The 20522-nt window shown below is 71.2% G+C and carries 25 protein-coding genes, 1 tRNA gene and 1 pseudogene; 18 read left to right on the forward strand and 9 right to left on the reverse strand.

Annotated elements, in window-relative coordinates; all coding sequences use genetic code 11:
* The first annotated feature begins 22 nt into the window (after positions 1 to 22).
* The 13 genes and pseudogenes from BLU74_RS01165 (at position 23) to BLU74_RS01225 (ending at position 9039) form a co-directional block, all read left to right on the forward strand.
* Positions 23 to 682 (forward strand): HAD family hydrolase, encoded by a 660-nt coding sequence (locus BLU74_RS01165; RefSeq protein WP_089765212.1) that lies wholly within the window; start codon positions 23 to 25, stop codon positions 680 to 682.
* Positions 673 to 1728, forward strand: a complete 1056-nt coding sequence (gene cbiB, locus BLU74_RS01170; protein WP_089764224.1) for an adenosylcobinamide-phosphate synthase CbiB — start codon at positions 673 to 675, stop codon at positions 1726 to 1728. Before BLU74_RS01165 ends, cbiB begins: the two co-directional genes overlap by 10 nt.
* Positions 1719 to 2483, forward strand: coding sequence for an adenosylcobinamide-GDP ribazoletransferase (gene cobS, locus BLU74_RS01175; protein WP_089764227.1), 765 nt, complete (start codon positions 1719 to 1721; stop codon positions 2481 to 2483). The genes cbiB and cobS overlap by 10 nt, the downstream gene beginning before the upstream one ends.
* Positions 2468 to 3109 (forward strand): NTP transferase domain-containing protein, encoded by a 642-nt coding sequence (locus BLU74_RS01180; protein ID WP_245705696.1) that lies wholly within the window; start codon positions 2468 to 2470, stop codon positions 3107 to 3109. The genes cobS and BLU74_RS01180 overlap by 16 nt, the downstream gene beginning before the upstream one ends.
* Positions 3106 to 4212, forward strand: coding sequence for a nicotinate-nucleotide--dimethylbenzimidazole phosphoribosyltransferase (locus BLU74_RS01185; RefSeq protein WP_089764232.1), 1107 nt, complete (start codon positions 3106 to 3108; stop codon positions 4210 to 4212). Before BLU74_RS01180 ends, BLU74_RS01185 begins: the two co-directional genes overlap by 4 nt.
* The gene (locus tag BLU74_RS01190; protein WP_089765215.1) at positions 4202 to 5212 is read left to right on the forward strand and encodes a threonine-phosphate decarboxylase; all 1011 of its coding nucleotides are present in this window, start codon (positions 4202 to 4204) and stop codon (positions 5210 to 5212) included. The genes BLU74_RS01185 and BLU74_RS01190 overlap by 11 nt, the downstream gene beginning before the upstream one ends.
* Complete coding sequence (locus tag BLU74_RS01195) at positions 5209 to 6033, forward strand: adenosylcobinamide amidohydrolase (protein ID WP_089764234.1); 825 nt, start codon at positions 5209 to 5211, stop codon at positions 6031 to 6033. Before BLU74_RS01190 ends, BLU74_RS01195 begins: the two co-directional genes overlap by 4 nt.
* A 30-nt stretch (positions 6034 to 6063) precedes the next feature.
* Positions 6064 to 7392 (forward strand): cobyrinic acid a,c-diamide synthase CobB, encoded by a 1329-nt coding sequence (locus tag BLU74_RS01200; RefSeq protein WP_089764237.1) that lies wholly within the window; start codon positions 6064 to 6066, stop codon positions 7390 to 7392.
* Between the two features lie 101 nt (positions 7393 to 7493).
* A complete protein-coding gene (locus BLU74_RS01205) occupies positions 7494 to 7763 on the forward strand; it encodes an eL43 family ribosomal protein (RefSeq protein WP_089764239.1) in 270 nt (89 codons plus the stop codon).
* Between the two features lie 36 nt (positions 7764 to 7799).
* The gene (locus BLU74_RS01210) at positions 7800 to 7934 is read left to right on the forward strand and encodes a DNA-directed RNA polymerase subunit P (RefSeq protein ID WP_089764242.1); all 135 of its coding nucleotides are present in this window, start codon (positions 7800 to 7802) and stop codon (positions 7932 to 7934) included.
* A gap of 21 nt (positions 7935 to 7955) precedes the next feature.
* Positions 7956 to 8222: pseudogene (locus BLU74_RS01215) on the forward strand (KEOPS complex subunit Pcc1); the annotation flags it as partial.
* A gap of 177 nt (positions 8223 to 8399) precedes the next feature.
* The gene (locus tag BLU74_RS01220) at positions 8400 to 8789 is read left to right on the forward strand and encodes a prefoldin subunit beta (RefSeq protein ID WP_089764247.1); all 390 of its coding nucleotides are present in this window, start codon (positions 8400 to 8402) and stop codon (positions 8787 to 8789) included.
* A 4-nt stretch (positions 8790 to 8793) separates the two neighbouring features.
* Entirely contained in the window at positions 8794 to 9039 is a 246-nt protein-coding gene (locus BLU74_RS01225; RefSeq protein ID WP_089764250.1) for a DUF3194 domain-containing protein, read from the forward strand.
* Positions 9040 to 9075: 36 nt separating this feature from the next.
* Here the strand turns inward: BLU74_RS01225 and BLU74_RS01230 are convergent, their stop codons facing one another.
* Both BLU74_RS01230 and BLU74_RS01235 read right to left on the reverse strand, forming a co-directional pair.
* The gene (locus tag BLU74_RS01230) at positions 9076 to 10980 is read right to left on the reverse strand and encodes a DUF2070 family protein (RefSeq protein WP_089764253.1); all 1905 of its coding nucleotides are present in this window, start codon (positions 10978 to 10980) and stop codon (positions 9076 to 9078) included.
* A gap of 38 nt (positions 10981 to 11018) precedes the next feature.
* Positions 11019 to 11567, reverse strand: coding sequence for a GMP synthase subunit A (locus BLU74_RS01235; protein WP_089764255.1), 549 nt, complete (start codon positions 11565 to 11567; stop codon positions 11019 to 11021).
* A 195-nt stretch (positions 11568 to 11762) separates the two neighbouring features.
* On the opposite strand from BLU74_RS01235, the gene BLU74_RS01240 reads away from it, so the two are divergent.
* A complete protein-coding gene (locus BLU74_RS01240; protein ID WP_089764258.1) occupies positions 11763 to 12197 on the forward strand; it encodes a universal stress protein in 435 nt (144 codons plus the stop codon).
* A 100-nt stretch (positions 12198 to 12297) separates the two neighbouring features.
* Here the strand turns inward: BLU74_RS01240 and BLU74_RS01245 are convergent, their stop codons facing one another.
* On the reverse strand, positions 12298 to 12840 hold the full coding sequence (locus BLU74_RS01245; RefSeq protein ID WP_089764261.1) for a DUF7097 family protein: 543 nt from the start codon (positions 12838 to 12840) through the stop codon (positions 12298 to 12300).
* Positions 12841 to 12957: 117 nt separating this feature from the next.
* Between BLU74_RS01245 and BLU74_RS01250 the strand changes: the two genes are divergently transcribed.
* The 3 genes from BLU74_RS01250 to BLU74_RS01260 all read left to right on the forward strand — a co-directional run bounded on the left by BLU74_RS01250 (position 12958) and on the right by BLU74_RS01260 (position 15351).
* Complete coding sequence (locus BLU74_RS01250) at positions 12958 to 13305, forward strand: DUF192 domain-containing protein (RefSeq protein WP_089764264.1); 348 nt, start codon at positions 12958 to 12960, stop codon at positions 13303 to 13305.
* Between the two features lie 79 nt (positions 13306 to 13384).
* On the forward strand, positions 13385 to 14953 hold the full coding sequence (locus BLU74_RS01255) for a (R)-citramalate synthase (RefSeq protein WP_089764266.1): 1569 nt from the start codon (positions 13385 to 13387) through the stop codon (positions 14951 to 14953).
* A 74-nt stretch (positions 14954 to 15027) separates the two neighbouring features.
* Positions 15028 to 15351, forward strand: a complete 324-nt coding sequence (locus BLU74_RS01260; protein WP_175454525.1) for a DUF8081 domain-containing protein — start codon at positions 15028 to 15030, stop codon at positions 15349 to 15351.
* A gap of 39 nt (positions 15352 to 15390) precedes the next feature.
* Here the strand turns inward: BLU74_RS01260 and BLU74_RS18725 are convergent, their stop codons facing one another.
* Positions 15391 to 15558, reverse strand: a complete 168-nt coding sequence (locus BLU74_RS18725) for a hypothetical protein (protein WP_175454526.1) — start codon at positions 15556 to 15558, stop codon at positions 15391 to 15393.
* 360 nt (positions 15559 to 15918) lie between these two features.
* A tRNA-Ser gene (locus tag BLU74_RS01265) sits at positions 15919 to 16003 on the reverse strand.
* A gap of 113 nt (positions 16004 to 16116) precedes the next feature.
* Between BLU74_RS01265 and BLU74_RS01270 the strand changes: the two genes are divergently transcribed.
* A complete protein-coding gene (locus tag BLU74_RS01270; protein WP_089764269.1) occupies positions 16117 to 17082 on the forward strand; it encodes an AAA family ATPase in 966 nt (321 codons plus the stop codon).
* A gap of 42 nt (positions 17083 to 17124) precedes the next feature.
* On the opposite strand, the gene BLU74_RS01275 is transcribed toward BLU74_RS01270, so the two are convergent.
* Genes BLU74_RS01275 through BLU74_RS01290 form a run of 4 tightly spaced genes read right to left on the reverse strand, consistent with a single transcriptional unit; the run spans position 17125 to position 20517 of the window.
* Entirely contained in the window at positions 17125 to 17628 is a 504-nt protein-coding gene (locus BLU74_RS01275) for a DUF7519 family protein (protein WP_089765217.1), read from the reverse strand.
* Positions 17625 to 18899: a DUF58 domain-containing protein gene (locus BLU74_RS01280; RefSeq protein ID WP_175454555.1), complete on the reverse strand. Its 1275-nt coding sequence runs from the start codon at positions 18897 to 18899 to the stop codon at positions 17625 to 17627. Before BLU74_RS01280 ends, BLU74_RS01275 begins: the two co-directional genes overlap by 4 nt.
* Complete coding sequence (locus BLU74_RS01285) at positions 18896 to 19582, reverse strand: DUF7269 family protein (protein ID WP_175454527.1); 687 nt, start codon at positions 19580 to 19582, stop codon at positions 18896 to 18898. Before BLU74_RS01285 ends, BLU74_RS01280 begins: the two co-directional genes overlap by 4 nt.
* Positions 19579 to 20517, reverse strand: coding sequence for a DUF4129 domain-containing protein (locus BLU74_RS01290; protein WP_089764275.1), 939 nt, complete (start codon positions 20515 to 20517; stop codon positions 19579 to 19581). Before BLU74_RS01290 ends, BLU74_RS01285 begins: the two co-directional genes overlap by 4 nt.
* Between the last annotated feature and the right edge of the window lie 5 nt (positions 20518 to 20522).

The raw sequence follows: 20522 nt of genomic DNA on the forward strand, positions 1-20522 counted from the left end.
GACTTTCGTCGATGCACTCGTCGTGGCAGTTACGTTCGATCTCTTCGGCACGCTGGTGGCGATCGATCGCCCCGGGGACCCCGCAGCGACGGTTGCGACCGCCCTCCGCGATCGCGGCGTCACCGTCCCCGACGGCTGGAGCGAGCGGTACACCGAGCAACACGTCGAGGCTCCCGCAGGGGCGGAGATCCCGCTTCCGGCACACGTCGCCGCGGCGCTCCGGGCGGGGGGCGTCGACGCGTCCGCGAGCACCGTCCGACGTGCTGTCGTCGCCGCGTTCGATCCCGACGTGCGCACCCGCCCGGGTGCCGACGACGCCCTGTCGGCCGCCGCGGCGCGCGGCCCCGTGGGGCTGCTCTCGAACTGTTCGGTGCCCGAACTCGTCCCGCGGACGCTGATCCGCTCGGCGCTGGATCGAGAGACGTTCGACGCGATCGTGACGAGTGTCGGGTGCGGGTGGCGCAAACCTCACTCGCGGGCGTTCGAGACCGTCGCCGGGGAGGTCGGCGTCGGTGCCGACGCGCTGGTGCACGTCGGCGACGACGAGGCGTCCGATGGCGGCGTCGAAGCAGTCGGTGGGACGTTCCTCGACGTTGCCGACATCGGACTGGAGACGATCGCCGATCGGCTCCGCGCCGGTGACCAGCCCGCGTCGCTGGCGGAGGCGTCGCCGTGCCGGTGAGCGCGGCGACCGCCGTCCTCGTCGCCGTCGGTCTGGATGCCGCCTTCGGCGAGCCCCCGGCGCGCGTGCACCCGGTCGCGCTGTTCGGACGGCTCGTGGGTCGAATCGAGCGCGCGATCAGCAGTGGATCCGTCGACCGGCCGGGTCGCGCACGGCTCGCCGGCGCGCTCGTCGCACTCGTGCTCCCGCTCGGGTTCGCGGGCGTCGCCGCCGGCGTCGTCGGCGTCGGGACTCGAATCGACCCCTGGATCGGAGCCGCACTGGCTGGCCTCGCGCTCTTCTCGACGACGAGTCTCCGACTGTTGATCACGAGCGCCCGGGGCGTGATCGACGCGACCGAGACGGACCTCGACCGGGCGCGCCACGACCTCCGGGCGCTCGCCGGCCGCGACGCGACCGAACTCGACGCGGCGCACGTCCGCTCGGCCGCGGTGGAGAGCCTCGCGGAGAACCTCGCGGACGGGCTGGTGGCCCCGCTCACGGCCTTCGCACTCGTCGCGGGCGGTGCGGGACTCCTCACCGGTAGCGGAGCCGTTCCTGCTGGAACCAGCGCCGTCGCAGCATCGACTTCGCTCCCGGCGGCCGCCGGAGCAGCCGCGTGGGTGAAGGGCGTCAACACGCTCGACTCGATGCTGGGGTACCACTCGAAGCCGGTCGGCTGGGCGTCGGCCCGCCTCGACGACCTCGTGATGTGGCTGCCGGCGCGGGCGACGGCGCTGCTGCTCGCGATCGCCGGCGGGTCGCCGCGGCTCCCGTTTCACGCGGAGACGAGGGCGCTCGCACGGCGTCCGGCATCCCCCAACTCCGGCTGGCCGATGGCGACGATGGCGGCGGTGCTGTCGGTGCGGTTGCGGAAGCCCGACGCGTACGACCTCGATCCCGAAACTGCCGTGTCGTCAGACGCGTCCGACAGTGCGAAGACGGGAGACGGCGACGGGGAAGGGGCTCCGCTTCCGGACGTTGCGGCGGCGACGCGAGGGATCCGTGTGACGCGGCGGGCCGGCCTGCTCGCGGTCGCGGTCGCGGGGGTGGCCGCGTGGTGGTGAGCGCGCTCCGCGGCGCACTGGGCTTCCTCACGCGACTCCCCGTCGGCGGCGACGAGGCCGCCTGGGAGGCGTTCCGCCGCACGCCGGTCGCGATCACGCTCGTCGGCTACGTCGTCGGCGCTGTCGCCGCGCTGCCGCTCCTCGTTCCGCTCCCCGTGCCGAGCGCGGCCGCGCTGTATCTCATCACGATCGTCCTCCTCACGGGCGTCACACACGCCGATGGGTTGGCCGACCTCGGCGACGCAGCGGCGGTCCACGGCGGCGTCGACACCGCGCGTCGGCGCGAGGTGCTGAAGGACTCACAGACCGGTGTCGGGGGCGCGCTCGCCGTCGCGCTCGCGCTCGTCACGCTCGGGCTGGGCGCGCTCGGGATGGCCGGGACCCGGCCGCAGATCGCGTTCGGCGTAGCGCTCGCGGTCGAGGTGGGCGCCAAGAGCGGGATGGCCCTGCTGGTCTGTACGGGCGATGCGATCCACGAGGGGCTCGGCTCAGCGCTCAGTGAGCACGCGACGCCGACCGCGTTGCTGCCGGTAGCGATCGCAACGCTCCCCGCGCTCGTGCTCGGAAACGCGATGGGGTCGGGGTATGCGGGCCCGGTTGCCGCACTGTTGTCTCCGATCGCCGTCGCGTGGCTCGTCGGCCAGTGGGCGGCGGGCGCGCTGGGCGGGATCAGTGGCGACGTCCTCGGCGCGGCGAACGAACTCGGCCGCATCGCGGGGGTGCACGCGGGGGTGATCGTGTGGACGCTCTGGTGATGTGCGGCGGCCGCGGGACCCGGCTCCGGGAGGTCGACGGCACGAACGACGCCGACGCGATCCCGCCGGACCGTGAGAAGCCGCTCGTCGAGATCTGCGGGCGATCGATGCTGGCCCGCGTCGTCGACGCGCTGAGAGCGAGCGGCCTCGACGGCACGATCCACGCAGTCGTCTCACCGCAGACGCCCGCGACGGCCGACCGGGCCGCCGACCTCTCGGTATCGGTCGTCGAAACGCCGGGAGCGGGGTACGTCTCCGATCTCGGGGCGGCGCTGGCGTCGGTCGGTCGCCCGGCGCTCACGGTCCCCGCCGACCTGCCGCTCCTGGCTCCGGAACACGTCGACGACGCACGTTCGCGGGCGCGTGTCGCGGACGGCCGCTCCGACGCAAGCACCGACGCCGAGACCGTCACGTCGCTCACCGTCTGCGTCCCGGCGGTACTGAAGCAGCGCCTGGGGGCGTCCGTCGGGACGACCTTCGAATCGGCGGGGCGCGCGGTCGCGCCGACGGGACTGAACGTCGCCGCCGGCGACGACGACACCGTGGCGTTGACGTACGACGCCCGCCTGGCGGTCAACGTGAACCGACCCGGAGATGTCGCGCTCGCAGAGGTGCTGTGCGAGTGACTCGAGCGACCGAACCGCCGCGGGTGATCCTCGTCGCGGGGACGACCCGCACGGCCGAGATCGAGGGGATCAGCGCCGCTGGCGCGTCCCGGGACGCCCTCCTGCACACGCCCGGTGCGGACGCCGAACTTCTGACGTACGGCGACGTCGTTCGCGCGCCTGCCCTCCCGGTGAGTCCGACCGGCTGTCCGACGCCCGCGCTCGTGACGCGGGCCGTCCGCGACCTGGTGGGATTCGACGTGACCGTCGTCGACGGCGGACTCGCGCGCCCGACCGGCGCGCCGACCGTGACCGTCGGCGCGAGGCCCGGCGACGACATCCGCGAACCCGATCCGGTCCAGACCGCCCCCGGCGCGTTCACCGCGGCGCGAGCGTTCGGCCGCGGACTGCCGGACGAGCGAATCGTCGTCGGCGAGACCATCCCCGGCGGAACGACCACCGCGATGGCGGTCCGCCGAGCGCTCGGCGAGTCGCGGATCGAGCCGTCGTCGTCGCTACCGGAGAATCCGATCGAGTTGAAGCGGCGGGTCGTCGACGAGGCGTTCGAGACCGCACCTCTCGAACCCGGACAGGCGGCCCACACTCCCGAGCGCGCGGTCCGATCCGTCGGCGATCCCGTGCTGGCGGTCGCCGCGGGCCTCGTCGCCGGCGCGCTCGAATCGGGAACCGAGGTGATGCTCGGTGGGGGGACGCAGCTGCTCGCGGTCGCCGCCTTGGTCCGCCACGCCGGCGTCCCGCGACCGGCGACGCTCGCGACGACGCGATACCTGGCAGACGACGTCTCGGGCCTCCGCGAGGCCGCCGCTGCGTTCGACCTCGACGTCGTGGTCTCCGATCCCGGCTTCGACGCCGACGGGGCTGGACCGCTCGCAGCCTTCGCCGACGGCGTCGCCAAGGAGGGCGCAGCGATGGGTGGCGCGCTTCGGCTCGCGGACGAGGCCGGGCGGCTCGACGACGTGACCGAGACGACGCTCGGGGTGCTCGATCGGGTGAGGAGCAGTCGCGACGAGCGTGCGGGCCGCGGCGGGATCGACGGCCGGGGTGACGGCGACGGCCGGCGCGGCGGGCCGGGCGGCGACGGGGGAGGCGACCGTGGACCCTGACGCCGTCGCGGACGTCGGTCGCGTGCCCCACGGCGGCAGCGACGATCCCGATCTGCTCGACTTCAGCGCGAACACGAACCCCGTGCGACCCGCGGGCGTCGCCGACGCCTACGAGGCCGCGCTCGACGCGTCGACGCGGTACGCCGACGACCGCCCGCGGTTCCGCGCCGCCGCGGCCGACTACGTCGGGTGCGACCCGGCGACCGTCGTCCCGACTCCCGGGGGCCTCGCCGCGCTCCGGTTGGCGTTCGGCGTCACCGTCGGCCCGGACGACCGCGTGGCGGTCCCGGAGCCGAGTTTCGGCGAGTACGCCCGCGAGATCCGTCTGCAGGGCGGCGAGCCGGTCGGCGTCGCCCACGACGCGATCCTCGACATCGATCCGGAGGACTACGCCGCAGTAGTCGTCTGCACGCCGAACAACCCGACGGGTGAACGGCCCGAACTGGGGCGACTCAGGGACGCGCTCGCGGACTGCCGCGCGGCCGGCACGCCGCTCGTCGTGGACGAGGCGTTTCTGGACTTCACCGACGCGCCCGGTCTCGCGGGCGAGCGAGGCGCGATTGTCGCCCGCTCGCTGACCAAGATGTTCGGGCTGCCCGGGATTCGCGCCGGGTTCGCCGTCGCGACCGGTGACCTGGGCGAGCGGATCCGCGCGGCCCGTCCGGCGTGGTCCCTCTCGACGCCGGCCGCGGCGGTCGGGCGGCACTGCCTCGAGCAGACCGAGTTCGTCGAGCGGACGCGCGAGCGGGTCGCGAGCGAGCGTGAACGGCTGCGTGCGGCGCTGGCGGGACCGTACGACGTGTTCCCCTCGGACGCGCCGTTCCTCCTCTTGGACGTCGGCGAGGCGTCAGTCGACGGCGTGCTCCGCCGCGCTCGCGACGCTGGGATCGCACTCCGGGACGCACGGACGTTCGCGCGACTGGATTCGCACGTGCGCGTGGCCGTTCGCCGACCGCACGAGAACGATCGGCTGCTCGCGGCGCTACTTGACGACCGATGAGCGGATCCGAGCCTGATCGGGAGTTCGACGCCGAGACCGAACCGGTGTTCGACGCGACGGTCGCCGAGGAGGTCTGTCGACTGCGTCGACCGGGGACGCGGTGGCTCTCGACGGGCTACGACGGCGGCGACTCCCGCGCGGACGCCGCGTATCTCTGCTCGGTGCCGGAGGGGTGGGACGACGTGGACATCGAACGCTACGTCGAGCGCCGTCGTCGGGACGCCGGGTTCGACGACACCGATCCCGGCCCCGCCCTGCTGACCGGCGTGTCGATGGGTCACGCTCACCGCGCCCGCCTCGGCCCAGTCGAGGCCGTCGCGACGGCCGGCCTGAGCAACCCCGCGGCGCTCCCGATCCCAGACGAGGGGCGAGTTGGTGACGGCAAGAACGCAGTGGGGAGCGGCGACGGCGGCGGCGAGAAGGCAGTGGGGACCGGCGACGACTCGAATCGGATCGGCACCGTCAACGTCGTCGTGGGCACGACGAGATCACTCGCACCGGGCGCGCTCGCGAATCTCGTCGCCGTCGCGGCCGAGGCGAAGGCGGCGACGCTCCTGGCCCGGACCGGGTTCCCCGGCACGACCTCAGACGCCGTGGTGGCCGCCTGCGATCCCGCCGGCGAACGCGCCGCGTTCTCCGGGAGTGCGACCGCCGTCGGCGCCGCGGCGCGCGCCTGTGTCCGCGACGCGCTGCTGGCGGCACTCCGTTCGCGGTATGATACCGAACGCCCGCCGGCGTCGGTCGCAGACGCGGCCTACGGCGTCGTGACCGATGCCCGGGCGACGGTCTCGAATATCAACATCGATATCTCGAACAGATGATTTATTCCCGACTGCGACAGAGGAGGGGCAATGCCGACTGAATCGGTTCCGTCGGACCTCCCCGGGGTCGTCGTCGCGGGGACGTCCTCGGGCGTTGGCAAGACCATCGCGACGCTGGCTGTCTGTCGTGCGCTCGAACGCGCGGGGAAGACGCCGGTGGCGGCCAAAGCCGGCCCCGACTTCATCGATCCGAGCCATCACGCCGCTGCGCTCGGCCGCCCTTCCCGAACCCTCGATCCGTGGCTCTCGGGAGATCGGGGGCTCCGCCAGGCGTACGCTCGCGGGGCCGACGACGGCGACGTCTGTGTCGTCGAGGGGATGATGGGCCTCTACGACGGCGACGTGAGCACCGCCGCCGTGGCGTCGGCGCTCGACCTCCCGGTGATTCTGGTCGTCGACGCCAGCGGGGGGATGGAGAGCGTCGCCGCGACCGGACTCGGGTTCCAGCGGTACGCCGCGCACGTCGATCACGACGTCGACGTCGTCGGCCTCCTCGCGTCGCGTGCGCACAGCGGCCGTCACGAGCGTGGGATTCGTAACGCCATCGCGGAACTCAGGTACGTGGGTCGGATCCCGCCGCTTGACGGCCTCGAGATCCCCGACCGCCACCTCGGCCTCCACGCGGGCGACGAAGCCCCCGTGAGCGACGACGCGCTCGACGCCGCAGCGCGACAGATCGAGACGGAGCGCCTGCTCGACATCGCGCGGCCGCCGGCGTTCGACACGACGCCCTCGCTCCGCGCCGCTGACGAAACGGGCGTTCGCGTCGCGGTCGCGACCGACGATGCCTTCCGGTTTATGTATCCGAGCACCGCGGACCGCCTGCGCGACCGCGCCGTCGTCGAACAGTTCTCGCCAGTCGCCGGCGATCCCGTCCCCGAGTGCGACGCCGTCTATCTCCCGGGCGGCTACCCCGAACGGCACGCGGCGGCGCTCGCGGCGTCACCGACGCTCGACGAACTGGGGGACCTCGCTGCCAGGGACGTGCCGATCTTCGGCGAGTGCGGCGGGATGATGATCCTCGGCGAGTCGCTCGCGACCGAGGAGGGCGATCACGAGATGGCAGGCATCCTGCCAGTTCAGACGCGGATGACGGACGCCCCCGCCGGCCTCGACCACGTCGGCGTTCGGGCCACCCGAGATACGCTCGTCGCGCCCGTGGGCGAAACACGCCGCGGGCACGAGTTCCACTACTCGTCGGCGGCGCCCGCATCCGACGCGCGCTACGCCTTCGAGATGGTCCGGGGGGCGGGGATCGACGGCGCGAACGACGGCCTCGTGGAGTACCGGACGCTGGGGACCTACACGCACTTTCATCCCGGATCGGGCGTGTTCGACTACCTGCTCGAAACGGTGTGAGCGGGTGAGCGAGCGGGGCCGTCCGACGGCACCGCCCGTGCCAGCCGCGGCGACTGCGTCTCGCAGGGTTTATGCCGCCGCCCGGGGTAGAACGCGGTACTATGGCCGACAATAAGGCGCGAACGACCGGCAGCGCCGGTCGCTTCGGAGCGCGATACGGGCGGGTCGCCCGTCGACGCGTGAAGGAGATCGAAGCGGAGATGCGGAACGCGACGGTCGACGAGGACGACGTCACCCGTCTGGAGCCCGGAATCTGGAAGAACGAGGAGACCGGCGAGGTCTTCACCGGCGGGACGTACCGCCCGCAGACCCCGGGCGGCACGCAGGTCCGCCGCTCCATCCGCGCCGCACTCTCCGGCGACGAAGAGTAACGTACGCATCAGCCAACAGCCCCGACTACTATACAGATGAGCTACAAGTGTTCCCGGTGTAAGCGCGACGTCGAACTGGACGAGTACGGCGGCGTGCGCTGTCCCTATTGCGGACACCGCGTCCTCCTGAAGGAGCGCGCACCGGACGTCAAGGAAGTCCCGGTCGAGTAACGCTGGCTGCGTCCGCCGCCGATGACAGCGCCAGAGTCACCCGCAGACGGCGACGACGTCGTTCACGCGGCAGCAATCGATTTTACCTACCCGACCCAGCGGCGCGCTCGCATCGTCGCCGAGAGCGCGGGCGTCGAAGTCGGCGAGATCGACGACGATCGCTCGGGAGCCGAGCTCGTACACGAGGACGACCGCGTCAGCCTCGACGTCGAGGCGACCGACCTCGTCGCAGTGCGCGCGGGGCTGAACACGTGGCTACGACTCGTCGACGTCGCGGAGGCGGTCGCAGACGACGCCGCATCGCGAGGTCCCGAGAGCGTGCCAGCCGGCGACGACGCGTGCGGGGACGCACCGTCGAGTGAGAGCGCGACTCACGGAGACGAGGGGTAGCGGACGTGACGCGGTCGCCGCGTCCGCGAGCGGAGAATACGGGCCTTTTTCAGTCCGCATCCCGTCGCCACGGATATGCAGGGTAATCTGCCGCCGGAAGCGCAAGAGAAACTCGAAGAGCTGCAGGACCTCCAGGACACCGCCCAGAAGGTGGCCGCCCAGAAGGAGCAGGCCGAGTCCACGCTCACCGAGTCGAAGACAGCGCTGGAAGCCCTCGAAGAGATCGACGAGGGGACCACGATGTACCGCGAGGTCGGCGAGCTGCTCGTCGAGACCGAGTACGACGAGGCACACGAGGAACTCGACGACAAAGTCGACAGTCTCGAGATCCGCGTCGAACAGCTGACGAAGCAGGAAGAGCGCGTCGAAGAGCAGTTCGAGAGCCTCCAGCAGGAGCTCCAGCAGATGCTCCAGGGTGGCGCGGGCGGCGGCCCGATGGGCCCCGGCGGCGCCGGCGGCGCGTAAGTCGATGCCGAGTGACGAAACGGTCGTCCAGACGGCCGCCGAGGCCGCAGAGGGCGTGATTCTCGCCCACTACAAGCAGTCGGAACTCACCGACTTCGACGTGACTGTGACGTTCGAAGAGGGCGTTCTCGACGTCGACGTCTACGTCAACGCCCCCGACGACGCCGACGAGGACGAGCAAGCCGTCGCCGACGAGGCCGCGCGCACGGCGCGCGACGCCGTCGACGAACTGTTCGAAGACGACGGCTGACACCGGCACCCGGCCGGCCCGATTCGAACTCGCGCGTTACGCGAACAGGAATATCAAGATACTGACAGCCACGGCCGCGAGGATCACCGAGACGGCGAACGCGCCGCCCAGCGCGACGACGGCGTTGGCGTGGCTGGCGAGCGTCTCGGTGCGGTCGTTCCCGAAGACAGTCACCGCCGCGCGCTCGACAGCCACCCCGGCCTCGACCGGCTCGCAGTCCGCACGGGCCTCGGCGACGAGGTCGCTGACCAGGCGTTCGAGCTCCGCCGAATCGAGGGCCGCACCGACCTGATTGTCCGCCTCGACGCTGTTGACGATGTGGGTGTCGGTCGTCATCACCTCCGCCTCGTCGAGGGGCCCCTCGGCGACGACCGCGTCGTGGAGTTCGCCGCGAAGCCCGGGCTCCATATTGTTGCCGTCGATCAGCACGTACGCTGTCTCCTGCCCGTCCACGACCGTGACAGCGACGCGAATCCCGAGCGGGCCGATCCCGTCGGCTGGCTCCCACGGGGTCTCGTCCCAGGCGACGCCGAGTTCGATGTCGCTGCGGTCGGCCGTCGAGAGCCGCTGACCGGTGATGCCGGCCGCCCCGATCATATCGAACGCGCGCTGTGAGCCGGGCGTGACGTGGCCCAGATCCGGGCCGTTCAGGCCGTCGTTGGAGTTGTGGGCATCGACGAGGACGACGTTGTCGAGGCCGCTTGTGCGTGCTTCTGCGGCCGCAGAGAGCCCGACACCGTACTCCACGTCGTCGGCAAAGCCGGGCGCGTAGGTCGACACCAGGAGGGCATCGTCGCCGAAGGCCTGCCCCAGCATCGAGTTCTCGCCCGATTGGACGCGGACACTCTGCGTCGCTGCCGTGTCGTAGGAGATCCGGTCGGCCGCCGTTCGCGCGGCGTCGAGGATCGTGTCGACCTCCCGTTCGGTCACGAGATTGAAGTCGTGGCCGGCGGTGGCGTGCGGCGGGAAGACGAGCGCCGAGCAGTCTCGTGCGACCCGCTCGGGGAAGTTACCGCCGCCGATCTCGCCCATCGGGCCCGGGTGGATCATCGGGAGGACGAACCGGGCCTTTTCGCCCTCCGGAGTGCGGAAGGAGAGAACCGAGACGGGCACCAGCGCTTCCTCGCCCAGTTGCTGGAAGAACTCCTCGAGTTCGCGGGACCCCTCGGCGACGTGGCCGACGAAGCCGCGGAGGAAGTCGAGCATCGAGACCCCGAGGCTCCGCCGCCACGGCCGATCGACGGCGACGATGAACGCGTAGACCGCCAGCGCGTAGAGTCCGCAGGTGACCCCGAGAAGGACGAAGTGCTGCGCGGAGATCGCAGACAACTCCGCCGGCGCGTCCGCCGAGCGCGCCAGGTAGGGCATCAGGTAGACGTCGAGGAGCGACCCGCCGACTTCCAAGAGGCGGAGCGTGCCGCTGTAGATGAACAGCAGAGCGGCGGCGGCGGCGGTCTGGAGGCTCGCCGGAATCGACGCGATCAGGAGTGACGAGCGCGAGACCGCCATCACGACGAGCAGGCGGAAGGCGAACACCGACGCGAGCGCGATGACCAGCGCGTCGAAGACGAACCGCTGTCCGAGGCCGGTGAATACCGAGACGATCGCCGCACCCGTGACGATCGCGACGACGATGACCTCCGAGATCAGCGCCAGGAGCGACGAACGGTTGTGCGTGAGTTTGCCGCCGACGAGACGGTCGAGGCCGGTCGTGCCGAACGCCGCGACGACTGTCGGGATCCCGATGAAGAAGATCCCCTCCCACGCGTCGCGACCAAAGAAGAACAGGCCGCGCCACGAGCGGGCGTAGACACCGGAGTCGAACGCAGCGACTCCGGCGACGGCGGCGATGAGGAGGGCGAACGCGAGACTGGTGTACCACCTCGGTGCACGGAAGATGAACCGAGACAGGCCGGCAAGATCGCTTTGTGTGGATGTCATAAGAGAATCTGATCGGCGGAGCGGTCGCAGCGTCCGGATTACTCGCAGATGTCGATGAAGTTGCGGAAGACCTCCTCGCCGCGCTCAGTGTGGGCGACCTCCGGGTGCCACTGCACGCCGTAGCGGTCGCGGTCGGGATCGCTCATCGCCTCGACGTCGCAGACGTCGGACGTCGCCGTGTGCGAGAAGCCCTCGGGGACCTCTTTGACCTCGTCGGCGTGACTCGCCCACACGCGGGTCCTCGGCGCGAGCGAGCCGACGAGCGGGTCGTCACCGTCGAGGATGTCGACGTCGACGTCCGCGTAGCCGCCGTAGTCACCGGAGTCGACTCTCCCCCCGAGTTCGTCCGCGAGGATCTGCATCCCGAGACAGATCCCGAAGACGGGGATTTCGAGGTCGAGGTACGCGGGGCAGTTGCCGATGTCGTCGATGTCCGGCCCGCCCGAAAGGACGAGTCCGTCGGCGTCGATCTCCTCGGGCGGCGTGTCGTTGTCGACGAGTTCGACGTCGACGCCGAGGTCCCGGAGCGCGCGTCGCTCGAGGTGCGTGAACTGACCGTGGTTGTCGATGACGACGATGCGGGTCATCAGTTGGGGACAGTACACCGAACAAGGCCAAAAAGCGCCCGGTCTGCGTGCGTACGGCGTGCCCGGTCCTGCGCGGCCGACGCCGCGAGAGGTGCCCGGTCTCCGCAGGCGACGGGCCCCGCCGACGTGACAGCCGATTCTCACGAGCGGAGAACGGTGTCAGGAGCTAACACTATTGCGTCCCTACCCCCGCGTATGCACCTGCTACTGCCATTCGACATCGTTCCCGTAGAGAGCCGGGTGCCACAGAGCGCCTTCGGGGTATCGCCGACGAGCGAACGGGCGGTCCGGTACGCGTTCGAGGTGTTCGGCCGTCACGACGACCTCAGCGTGACGGCGGTCGAACTCTCCGCTGAGACGATCAGCCTCGAGGAGAATCTGGGCGTGGCCGACATCCGGTCGCTAGCGAACGAACGGGACGTCGACGCGGACATCCGCCAGCACTCGGTGACCGACGTCGACTCGATGGCGTCCCTCCGGGAGGAGATCCTCGACATCGTCGAGACCGAGGACGTCGACGCGGTGGTGATGGGCTACGAGGAAGCGTCGTTCGACGACGCGGCGTTCGCCGGAAGCACCGTCGAACAGGTCTTAGCGGAGCGAGGCGTCCCCGTCGTCTTGGTCCCCTGAATCGGTGATCGAGTCCCCGGAGCGATACGGGTGAACGCGGGCATCGCCGGCGGCCGCGACGGTCACCGCTCGGAATCGGCGTCGTCGTCGGTCGCGACCGTCACCCCTCGGAATCGCCGTCGCGGCGCTCCCGCGCGGAGGTGAAACCGAACTCCGACTGTTCTTTCGCGCGGCGTTCCTCGCGGGCCGCGAACGCGTCCGGGTCGGGTTCGGCGTCGTCGTCGATCCGGGCGAACGACTCGTGGATCTTCGCGTGACACCACCGGCACAGCGCGACCGTGATCTCGTGCGTCGGGTCCCCGTCCTCCCCCTGACCGCTCGCGCTCCCGTACGAGAGGTGGTGTTCCTCCAGGAGGGGCCGCGAGTCGTCGTGAGCCATCCGAACCGACTCCAACCCGCAGCGGACGCACGCACGGCCGTCCGTCGTCGAACGGTAGTGCGGACAGTCGCGGAACTCCCGGTCGTCGTCGGCCGCCACGCAGTCGTAGTCGGCGCGGCGGCGGGCGGCGGCGAACTCCGGATCGTCGCCGGCGCGGGTCAGCGCGAATCGACACCGCCCGTCGTCGGTGAGGTGATCACAGACCCCGGCGTGGTCGTAGGGGTCGTCGACGCCGACCGGCGTGCCTGTTGGCGTCTCCCGCATAGGCGACGGCTCCGGCTTCCGGGGAGTTGAATCCGCCGGTGCGCCCGGAGTCGAACGCGCGGGGAACCGCCACACCCCAGCCGAGCGATTTATCCGCCCGGCCGCAGACCGGGGCCTGTGCGACTCGAACACCGCAGCGGGGGCGATCGTCGGACACTCGCGGCCGACGTCGAGGTGGCGGATACGTTTCTCTCACGGGCGCGCGGTCTGATGTTTCGGCGGTCGATTCCCGACGACTACGCGATGGTGTTCCAGTTCGACGATGCCGAGCGCCGCGACCTCCATATGGTCTTCGTCCCGTTCGACCTCGACGCGCTGTGGCTCGTCGGCAGCGAAGTGGTCGCGAAAAAACGGCTGCGGGCGTGGCGCGGCATCGGGGCCGCGACGGCCGATACGGTGGTCGAACTCCCGGCGGGCGCCGCAGACGGCGTCGAACCCGGAGACACCGTCCACGTCGTCGATTGAGCGGGGCGAGTGAGACACCGTGCCGAGAAGCGTCAGTTTAAGTAGCTGCGTGAACACAGTCCGTGTGAGTACATGACTCGTGGTCGATTTATTCGGGGGTAACCCCGACAACCCCCTCGCATCCACCGTGGATTCTGACGACTCTGTACAGCTGCTGGACACGACGCTCCGAGACGGCGAACAGGCCCCGGGTGTCTCGCTCACGCCGGACGAGAAGGCCGACATCGCGCGGTCGCTCGACCGCGCCGGAATCGAGTTCATCGAGGCCGGGAGCGCCTGCACCGGTGAGGGCGAGCGCGAGACCATCCGCCAGGTGACCGCGCTCGACCTCGACGCGACCGTGACGAGTTTCGCCCGCGGCGTCCGGAACGACATCGACCTCGCGCTCGACTGCGGCGTCGACGGCGTGACGATCGTCGTTCCTGCGAGCGACAAGCACGTCGAGCGAAAGGTCGGCACGACCCACGACGAGGTGGTCGAGAACACCGGTGACCTCGTCGCGTACGCCAAGGACCACGACCTCTGGGTCGAGGTCATCGGCGAGGACGGCTCTCGCGCCGACCTGGACTTCCTCGAACGCCTGATGCGCGAGGCGCTCGAGGCCGGTGCGGACCGGTCGTGTTACGCCGATACCGTCGGGCACGCTACCCCGGAGACGACCTACGAGTACGTCTCCCGGCTGGCCGACCTCGGGCCGGTATCGACCCACACCCACGACGACCTCGGGTTGGGGATGACGAACGTCTGGGCCAGCCTCGCGGCCGGCGCGGACCTCGTGCACGGCACGATCAACGGCATCGGCGAGCGCGCCGGCAACGTCGCCCTCGAGGAGGTCGCGATCGCGCTGGCGCACGGATACGGCGTCGAGACGATGGACCTCGAACAGGTGTACGACCTCGCCCAGCAGGTCTCTCACGCGACGGGCGTCCCGCTGCCGCCGAACAAGGCGGTCGTCGGCGAGAACGCGTTCACCCACGAGAGCGGCATCCACACCGACGGCACCCTGAAAGACGACACGATGTACGAGCCGTATCCACCGGAGATGGTGGGTCGAGAGCGCCGGCTCGTCCTCGGAAAGCACGCCGGCCGCGCCGGCGTCCGTGCCGCGCTCGAAGAGCACGACGTCGACGTGGACGAAGAAGAACTCGCGGCCATCGTCGAGCGCGTCAAGCGCCTCGGCGACCGCGACAAGCGCGTCACCGACGCCGACCTGCTCGCAATCGCCGAGGACGTCCAGGGTCGCGAGCGAGACCGTCACGTCGAGCTCTTAGATCTCACCGCCGCCTCGGGCGGCGGAACGCCGACAGCCTCGGTCCGCCTGCGCGTCGGCGACGACGAGCGCGTCGCGTCCGGGACCGGCAGCGGCCCCGTCGACGCCGCCGTCGAGGCCGTCCGGGCCGCACTCGGCTCCGAGGCCGACGCCCAACTGGAGTCCTACCACGTCGACGCGATCACCGGCGGCACCGACGCCGTCGTCACCGTCGAGGTGGAGATGTCGAAGGGCGACCGGACGGTGACCGTCGCCACCTCGGACTCCGACATCACCCGCTGCAGCGTCGACGCGATGGTCGAAGCGCTCGACCGTCTCCTGTCGACCGACGCGCCGAGCACCGAAAGCGGCCCCGAGGAAACGCTGGCGGACGACTGACACCGCCGGCGTGCCCGCTGTTCGATACGGGGCGGGACCGCACGATGAAGTAACCGCGTCCCGTAGCCGCCGGTGTGAGCGAGTACGTCGTCGACGTGAAGCCGTCGGCGCGACGGACGAACGCCGCGGCCGGGAATCTGGTCCAGCGGTCGGGGAGTCGCCACCGCTTCGACAGCCGTGCGGACGCCGAAACGTGGGCCGCGGGACTGACCGCGCAGGGCGGGTCGACGGTGTGGGTTCGGACGGCCAATCCCGACGATCGATCCGACGCCGACGCGTATCTGATCGGTCGGCGGACGCGGCATCACGGGAGCGAGGCCGCGGACGCGGCGGGCGGTCGGACGTCGGACACCGGCGAGCAGGCAGGGCTCGACGGCGACCCCGTCGCCGAGTCGTGAGCGACCCCGCCGGGAATGCAGCGGTGCAGCGGCTCGGCGCTACCGCTCTTCGACGAGGTACGTCCAGCCGCCGCGCCGTTCGAAGCGAACGGACTCACAGGTCGCCGCGTACGCCGCGACCTGCGCCGTCTCGACGTCAGTGACGTCGATCCGTCGCGTCTCGCTTTTGCGTTCCGCCGTCGGGTCGTCGATGGCCGTTGCGTGCATATCTCCACTATCGGCGGGAATCGGTATGTAAGTCAGCCTAGCGGAGTGAAAGTGAAATCGGGAGACAGCGGTGGGTGACGCTACAGATTGCGATCGAGCACAGCGGGGCACTTGTGACGCTTCGAGCGAGGGCGTCGCTCGGGGATCGCGCTGCTGCGATCGGTACGGCCCGCGGCGCGACGAGCGCGCCGCTCCGGGGGTGAGTCGTACAGAAGCGCCGAGGGTGAGATTTGAACCTCAGTCGCGGTACTCGCGCCGCTCGCGACGCTCCCTGTTTCAAATCTTCCGTGCTGCACCATCACGACTACCGCGTCCAGCGGCGCGACGAGCGCGCCGCTCCGGGGGTGAGTCGTACAGAAGCGCCGAGGGTGAGATTTGAACTCACGTGTCCGAATGGACAGTAGATTTCGAATCTACCGCCTTGGCCAGGCTAGGCTACCTCGGCTGCAGTCGATAGTGGTCGGTGACGCGTTTAATCGGTTTCGATTTCGGCGGAGTCCCGGCGTTCGACGGTCGTCCGATGCGACGATATAAGCCCGCGCCGGAACAGACGACGGTATGGACCTCGACGACGCGACCGCCGCCTGCGAGTCCGTCCGCGCCGAAGTGTCGACGGCTGTCATCGCCGACGAGCGCTTCCTCGAACGCGTCCTCCTCGGCGTCCTCGCTCGCGGCCACGTCCTCCTCGAAGACGTCCCTGGCACCGGCAAGACCCTCACCGCCCGCAGCGTCGCGCGGGCGCTGGGCCTCTCCTTCTCGCGCGTCCAGTTCACGCCCGACCTGCTCCCCGCGGACGTGACGGGGACGAACGTGTTCGACGAGCGCGAGCGGACCTTCGAGTTCAGTGAGGGACCGATCTTCGCGAACGTCGTTCTCGCCGACGAGATCAACCGCGCGCCGCCGAAGACACAGGCAGCGCTCTTAGAGGCGATGGAGGAGCGACAGGTGACCGTCGACGGCGAGACCCACCAGCTCCCGGACCCGTTCTTCGTGATCGCGACCCAGAACCCCGTCGAGAGCGAGGGGACGTTCCCGCTGCCGGAGGCGCAGGTCGACCGCTTCGTCGTGCAGACCGCGATCGGCTACCCCGACGAAGCGGGCGAGATCGAACTGCTCCGCCGACGCGTCGATCGCGAGGCGCGCTCACCGAGTGTCGGGGCAGTGCTCGATCGCGAGGCCGTTCGCGAACTCCGCCGCGCACCGGAGTCCGTGCGAGTCGACGACGACGTCCTCGAGTACGTCGCCAGGGTGGCGCGCGCCACCCGCGAGCATCGACACGTCGAGGTTGGCGTCTCGCCGCGGGGAACCCAGCGCCTGCTCGAGGCGGTCCGCGCGCAGGCGATCCTCGAGGGGCGCTCGTTCGTCACGCCCGACGACGTGAAGCGCGTCGCCGATCCGGTGCTCGCACACCGCGTCGTCCTGACGCCCGACGCGCGGGTCGACGACGTCGCGGCCGCCGACGTCGTCGCCGACGTACTCGACCGCGTCGACGTGCCGACTGTCGAGGCCGACGGCCCGGCGTGAGGCCCGGGCGGAGTCGCGGCCGCGACGTGTGCGCCCCGCGGATCAGCGACGGAGCACGGCGACGAGAATGACGACGCCGACGAGGAGCGACGCGACGGCGGACGCGGGCTGACCGCCCTGGGTACCGAGGAAGACGCCGTAGAGCACGCCCGCGCCGACGACCCCGACGAGGAGGCCGGACGCGGCGTGGACGATGGTCAGTCGCGCAGTGTCGGCCTCGCGCCCGAGTTGCTCGCCGACGCCGACCGCGAACGCTCCGAGGTCCCACGCGAGGACGGCCCCGAGCGCGGCGAGCAGGAGTGGCTCCGCCGCCGCACCGCGAGCGCCGGCCACGAGAATCCCGAGGAGGAAGGCACCGCCCGCGAACGCCACGACGCGTCGAGAGGCGGCGTACAGTCCCCCTGCCAGCAGGACGGCCCCTGCCGTCCCCGCTGCGAGCGCGCCGAACGACCCGACTGCGAGCGCGAGCACCGAGGCAAAGCCGGCGAGCAGCGCCAGCGACGCCGCGAACGTCGGCGGCCGCGCTGTCACCCGCTGTCGGGTCATCCCGACCACCGCCGTTCGGCGCGGGCGACGCGTGCGCCGAGCGGTTCGGCGCCCCAGTCGACGACGCGGAGCCCCGCGCGCCGCAAGCGGGTCAGACGGTTCCGACGTTCGAGTCGCGCCAGGCGGCGACCCACCGTGTCGGTCGCCGTCGCGTCCGGCGAGACGACGGTGACCGGATGCCCGCGCGCGTCGAGTCCGCGGGCGACCTCGACGGCCCGCTCGTCGATCAGCGGCGAGAAGAACAGCACCTGTGCGTCCGCGGGGAGACGCCGGCGGAGTCGCCTGATCGCCGACGACGACAGGTAGGACTGCTCCGGCGGCGTCGGCGCGAGCGCCGGGTGCGAGGCGAGCAACTCACGCCCCCGGTTCCGGTGATCCCGCCCGGCCCCCGGCGCGAGCCAGCACTCCCGCGGCGACAGCGCGGCGATGCCGACGCGGTCGCCCGCGTCGAGTAGCGACGCGAACGCCTGTGCGGCCGCGTCGACGCTCCGCTCGACGGCGTTTCGGTGTTCCCGGTCCGGGGCGACGTAAGCCGTCTCGCGGGCGTCGACGAGGAGGACGACCGCGGCGGCGCGCTCCTGGCGGAACTCGACTGTCGAGAGTTCGCCCGTTCGAGCGTAGCGGTTCCAGTCGATCCGCGAGAGCGGGTCCCCGCGACGGTACTCGCGCGTGGAGGAGAACTCCAGCCCCGAGCCGGTGACGTCGGTCGAGACGCGGCCCGCGTACGGCGTCGTCAGTCCGCGAAGCGGCAGCGTCTCGATCGCCTCCAGCGTCGGGGTGCACGACAGCGAGGTCGGTTCCGCCGCCTCGACGTCGACCGACTGCTCTCGGCTCCCGCTGGGAGACCGCGTGATCGCGGTGAGCGGTTCCCACTCGTGCGCGCCGCGCACGGCCTCGACGGTGTAGGAGAACGTCGTCCCGGCCCCGGGACGGAGTGCGGTGCCGTGGCGCGGCGAGCCGTCAGTCACGGCGAGGGCCGGCGGCACGCCGTCGACGAGTCGGAGGTCGGTCAGCGTTCGTGAACCGACGTTTCGGACCTCGACTGTCACGTCGACCTCGGCCTCGGGATCGGGGTCCGCGTTGCCGACCCGTCGCTCGACCGCGAGCTGGGGCTCCGGCGCGTCGCCGAACCACGCGTAGGCCGTGTACACGACACCGAGGGCGGCCACGAGCAGGAGCGCGGGGCGCTGAAAGAGCACGCCGGCCGCGCCGGCCACCAGCGCCGCACCGTCGATGCCGACCCAGCGGTTGGTGTCGATGCGGCGCATCAGGTCCGTCCCTCCGCGACCGAGTTGGCCCCGTCGGCTTCGGCATCGGCGTCGCCGTCGGCTCTGTCAGCCGTGCCACCCGATCCTATCGCCGCACGTTCGGCCGATTCGTTCCGGAGTGCCTCCAGCGCGTCGAGCGCTCTGGCGGCCTGTGCTTGTCGCGGACTGCGGGCGAGGAGCCGCCGGACCCGAGTCGAAAGCGACAGCGGGACGTCGGCCCCGAGATACCGCGCCGCGATCGGGTCGTCCGTCCAGGTCCCCGCCTCGATGCGGCGCTCGGCTTCCGCGGCGGAGCAGTGCTCGCGGAGCCGAATCGTCTCGACCGTCGCCGCTTCGATCCGTCGCCGGAGGGTCCGCGGGACGCGTCCTCGACGCCGCCGACCCGACCCCGACCGTCGTCTCCCGGCGCGTCCCCGTCCACTTCGGTAGCCGTCGTGGCCGCGGATCTCGTCGCCCGGAACCGGGACCTGATACCGCCGCTCCGGATCGCCGGGGTCGGTCGCGGCGTAATCGAGGCCCGAGCGGCGGATGAGGTACCTCGCGCCCTGCACGCCGGCGAGGACGCCGACCAGCGCGACGAAGACGAACGAGGCGTTCAGCCCCGGGATGAGGACCCCCGCGAAGCCGGCGATGCCGAGAAGCACGCCCAGTCCGCCGAGGGCGGTCAGCACGTCCGACTCGTTCACGACTCCTCACCGGCGTACGCCGATTCGATGCGCCTGAGCGCCGCGACGGCCCGTTCGGCGCGGGCGTCGGTGACGCCCTCGTCACCGTAGCGGACCGCCTCGAACAGGTGGGTGAGTTCGTCGACGTCGTCGGGATCCATTCCGGCGTCGACCGCCGCGGCGGCGAACTCGCCGGGCGTGCTCGAAGCCGGCCGCTCGACGTCGAGGTGGGCGGTCATCTCCACCCACGCGCGGTACACCTCGTTGCCGACGTCGGCGTCGCCCTCGAGGCGGTCGGCTGCCGCCCCCGCGGCCCGCCCCACTTCGCGAACGTCCGCCGGCGGTGTCGACTCTGACTCCTCGGTCTCGTCGTCCTGCGTGATGGCGTCCCCGGTCGACGCCACTAAGAGGACGACGGCAGCGACGAGCGCGACGAACAGAGCGAGGCCGAAGACCGCCGTCGGCGTGGCGACCGTGCCACCGTCGCTCCCCCCGAGACCGAAGGCACCGCCACCGGATGGGAACAGAGCCCCACCGTCGGAACCGAAGAAGCCGAACCGGAAGATCGGCCCGGACTCGAGCTGGCAGGCCACGAGCAGCCCCCACAACAGCGCCAACGGGAGGCCGACACCCACAGCAGTGGCGGCGACGGCACCGAGCGACTCCGTCTCGCGGTAGACGAGATAGTGGCCGACGAGGGCGACGGCCACGAGTCCGGCGACGACGGGCGGCCGGGCGAGAAACGGGACGCAGATCACGACGGCGCGGAAGGCGCTCTGGCTCACCGGGACGCCGATCACGGGTTCGGGGCTGTCACCGACGCTACCGCTCGAGCCGAACCCGAAGCCCCCACCGGCCCCGCCCGTTACGGTCGTCTCGATCGTCGCAGCCGCCGCTGCGAGTGCGACGACGGCCAGGAGGGCGACGGCGACCCGACGGGCGGTCGTTCTGTCCACTGGTT

Origin of the sequence: Halobellus clavatus (genome assembly GCF_900107195.1) — an archaeon.
GTDB lineage: Archaea > Halobacteriota > Halobacteria > Halobacteriales > Haloferacaceae > Haloquadratum > Haloquadratum clavatum.

What these genes read in the sequence shown, in the direction of transcription:
- BLU74_RS01245 (WP_089764261.1), bottom strand. Translation starts at nt 12,840, where the DNA reads ATGCGGGAGACGCCAACAGGCACGCCGGTCGGCGTCGACGACCCCTAC.
- BLU74_RS18725 (WP_175454526.1), bottom strand. Translation starts at nt 15,558, where the DNA reads ATGCACGCAACGGCCATCGACGACCCGACGGCGGAACGCAAAAGCGAG.
- BLU74_RS01235 (WP_089764255.1), bottom strand. Translation starts at nt 11,567, where the DNA reads ATGACCCGCATCGTCGTCATCGACAACCACGGTCAGTTCACGCACCTC.
- BLU74_RS01230 (WP_089764253.1), bottom strand. Translation starts at nt 10,980, where the DNA reads ATGACATCCACACAAAGCGATCTTGCCGGCCTGTCTCGGTTCATCTTC.
- BLU74_RS01205 (WP_089764239.1), top strand. Translation starts at nt 7,494, where the DNA reads ATGGCCGACAATAAGGCGCGAACGACCGGCAGCGCCGGTCGCTTCGGA.
- BLU74_RS01240 (WP_089764258.1), top strand. Translation starts at nt 11,763, where the DNA reads ATGCACCTGCTACTGCCATTCGACATCGTTCCCGTAGAGAGCCGGGTG.
- BLU74_RS01200 (WP_089764237.1), top strand. Translation starts at nt 6,064, where the DNA reads ATGCCGACTGAATCGGTTCCGTCGGACCTCCCCGGGGTCGTCGTCGCG.
- BLU74_RS01210 (WP_089764242.1), top strand. Translation starts at nt 7,800, where the DNA reads ATGAGCTACAAGTGTTCCCGGTGTAAGCGCGACGTCGAACTGGACGAG.
- BLU74_RS01195 (WP_089764234.1), top strand. Translation starts at nt 5,209, where the DNA reads ATGAGCGGATCCGAGCCTGATCGGGAGTTCGACGCCGAGACCGAACCG.
- BLU74_RS01275 (WP_089765217.1), bottom strand. Translation starts at nt 17,628, where the DNA reads ATGACCCGACAGCGGGTGACAGCGCGGCCGCCGACGTTCGCGGCGTCG.
- BLU74_RS01270 (WP_089764269.1), top strand. Translation starts at nt 16,117, where the DNA reads ATGGACCTCGACGACGCGACCGCCGCCTGCGAGTCCGTCCGCGCCGAA.
- BLU74_RS01220 (WP_089764247.1), top strand. Translation starts at nt 8,400, where the DNA reads ATGCAGGGTAATCTGCCGCCGGAAGCGCAAGAGAAACTCGAAGAGCTG.
- BLU74_RS01225 (WP_089764250.1), top strand. Translation starts at nt 8,794, where the DNA reads ATGCCGAGTGACGAAACGGTCGTCCAGACGGCCGCCGAGGCCGCAGAG.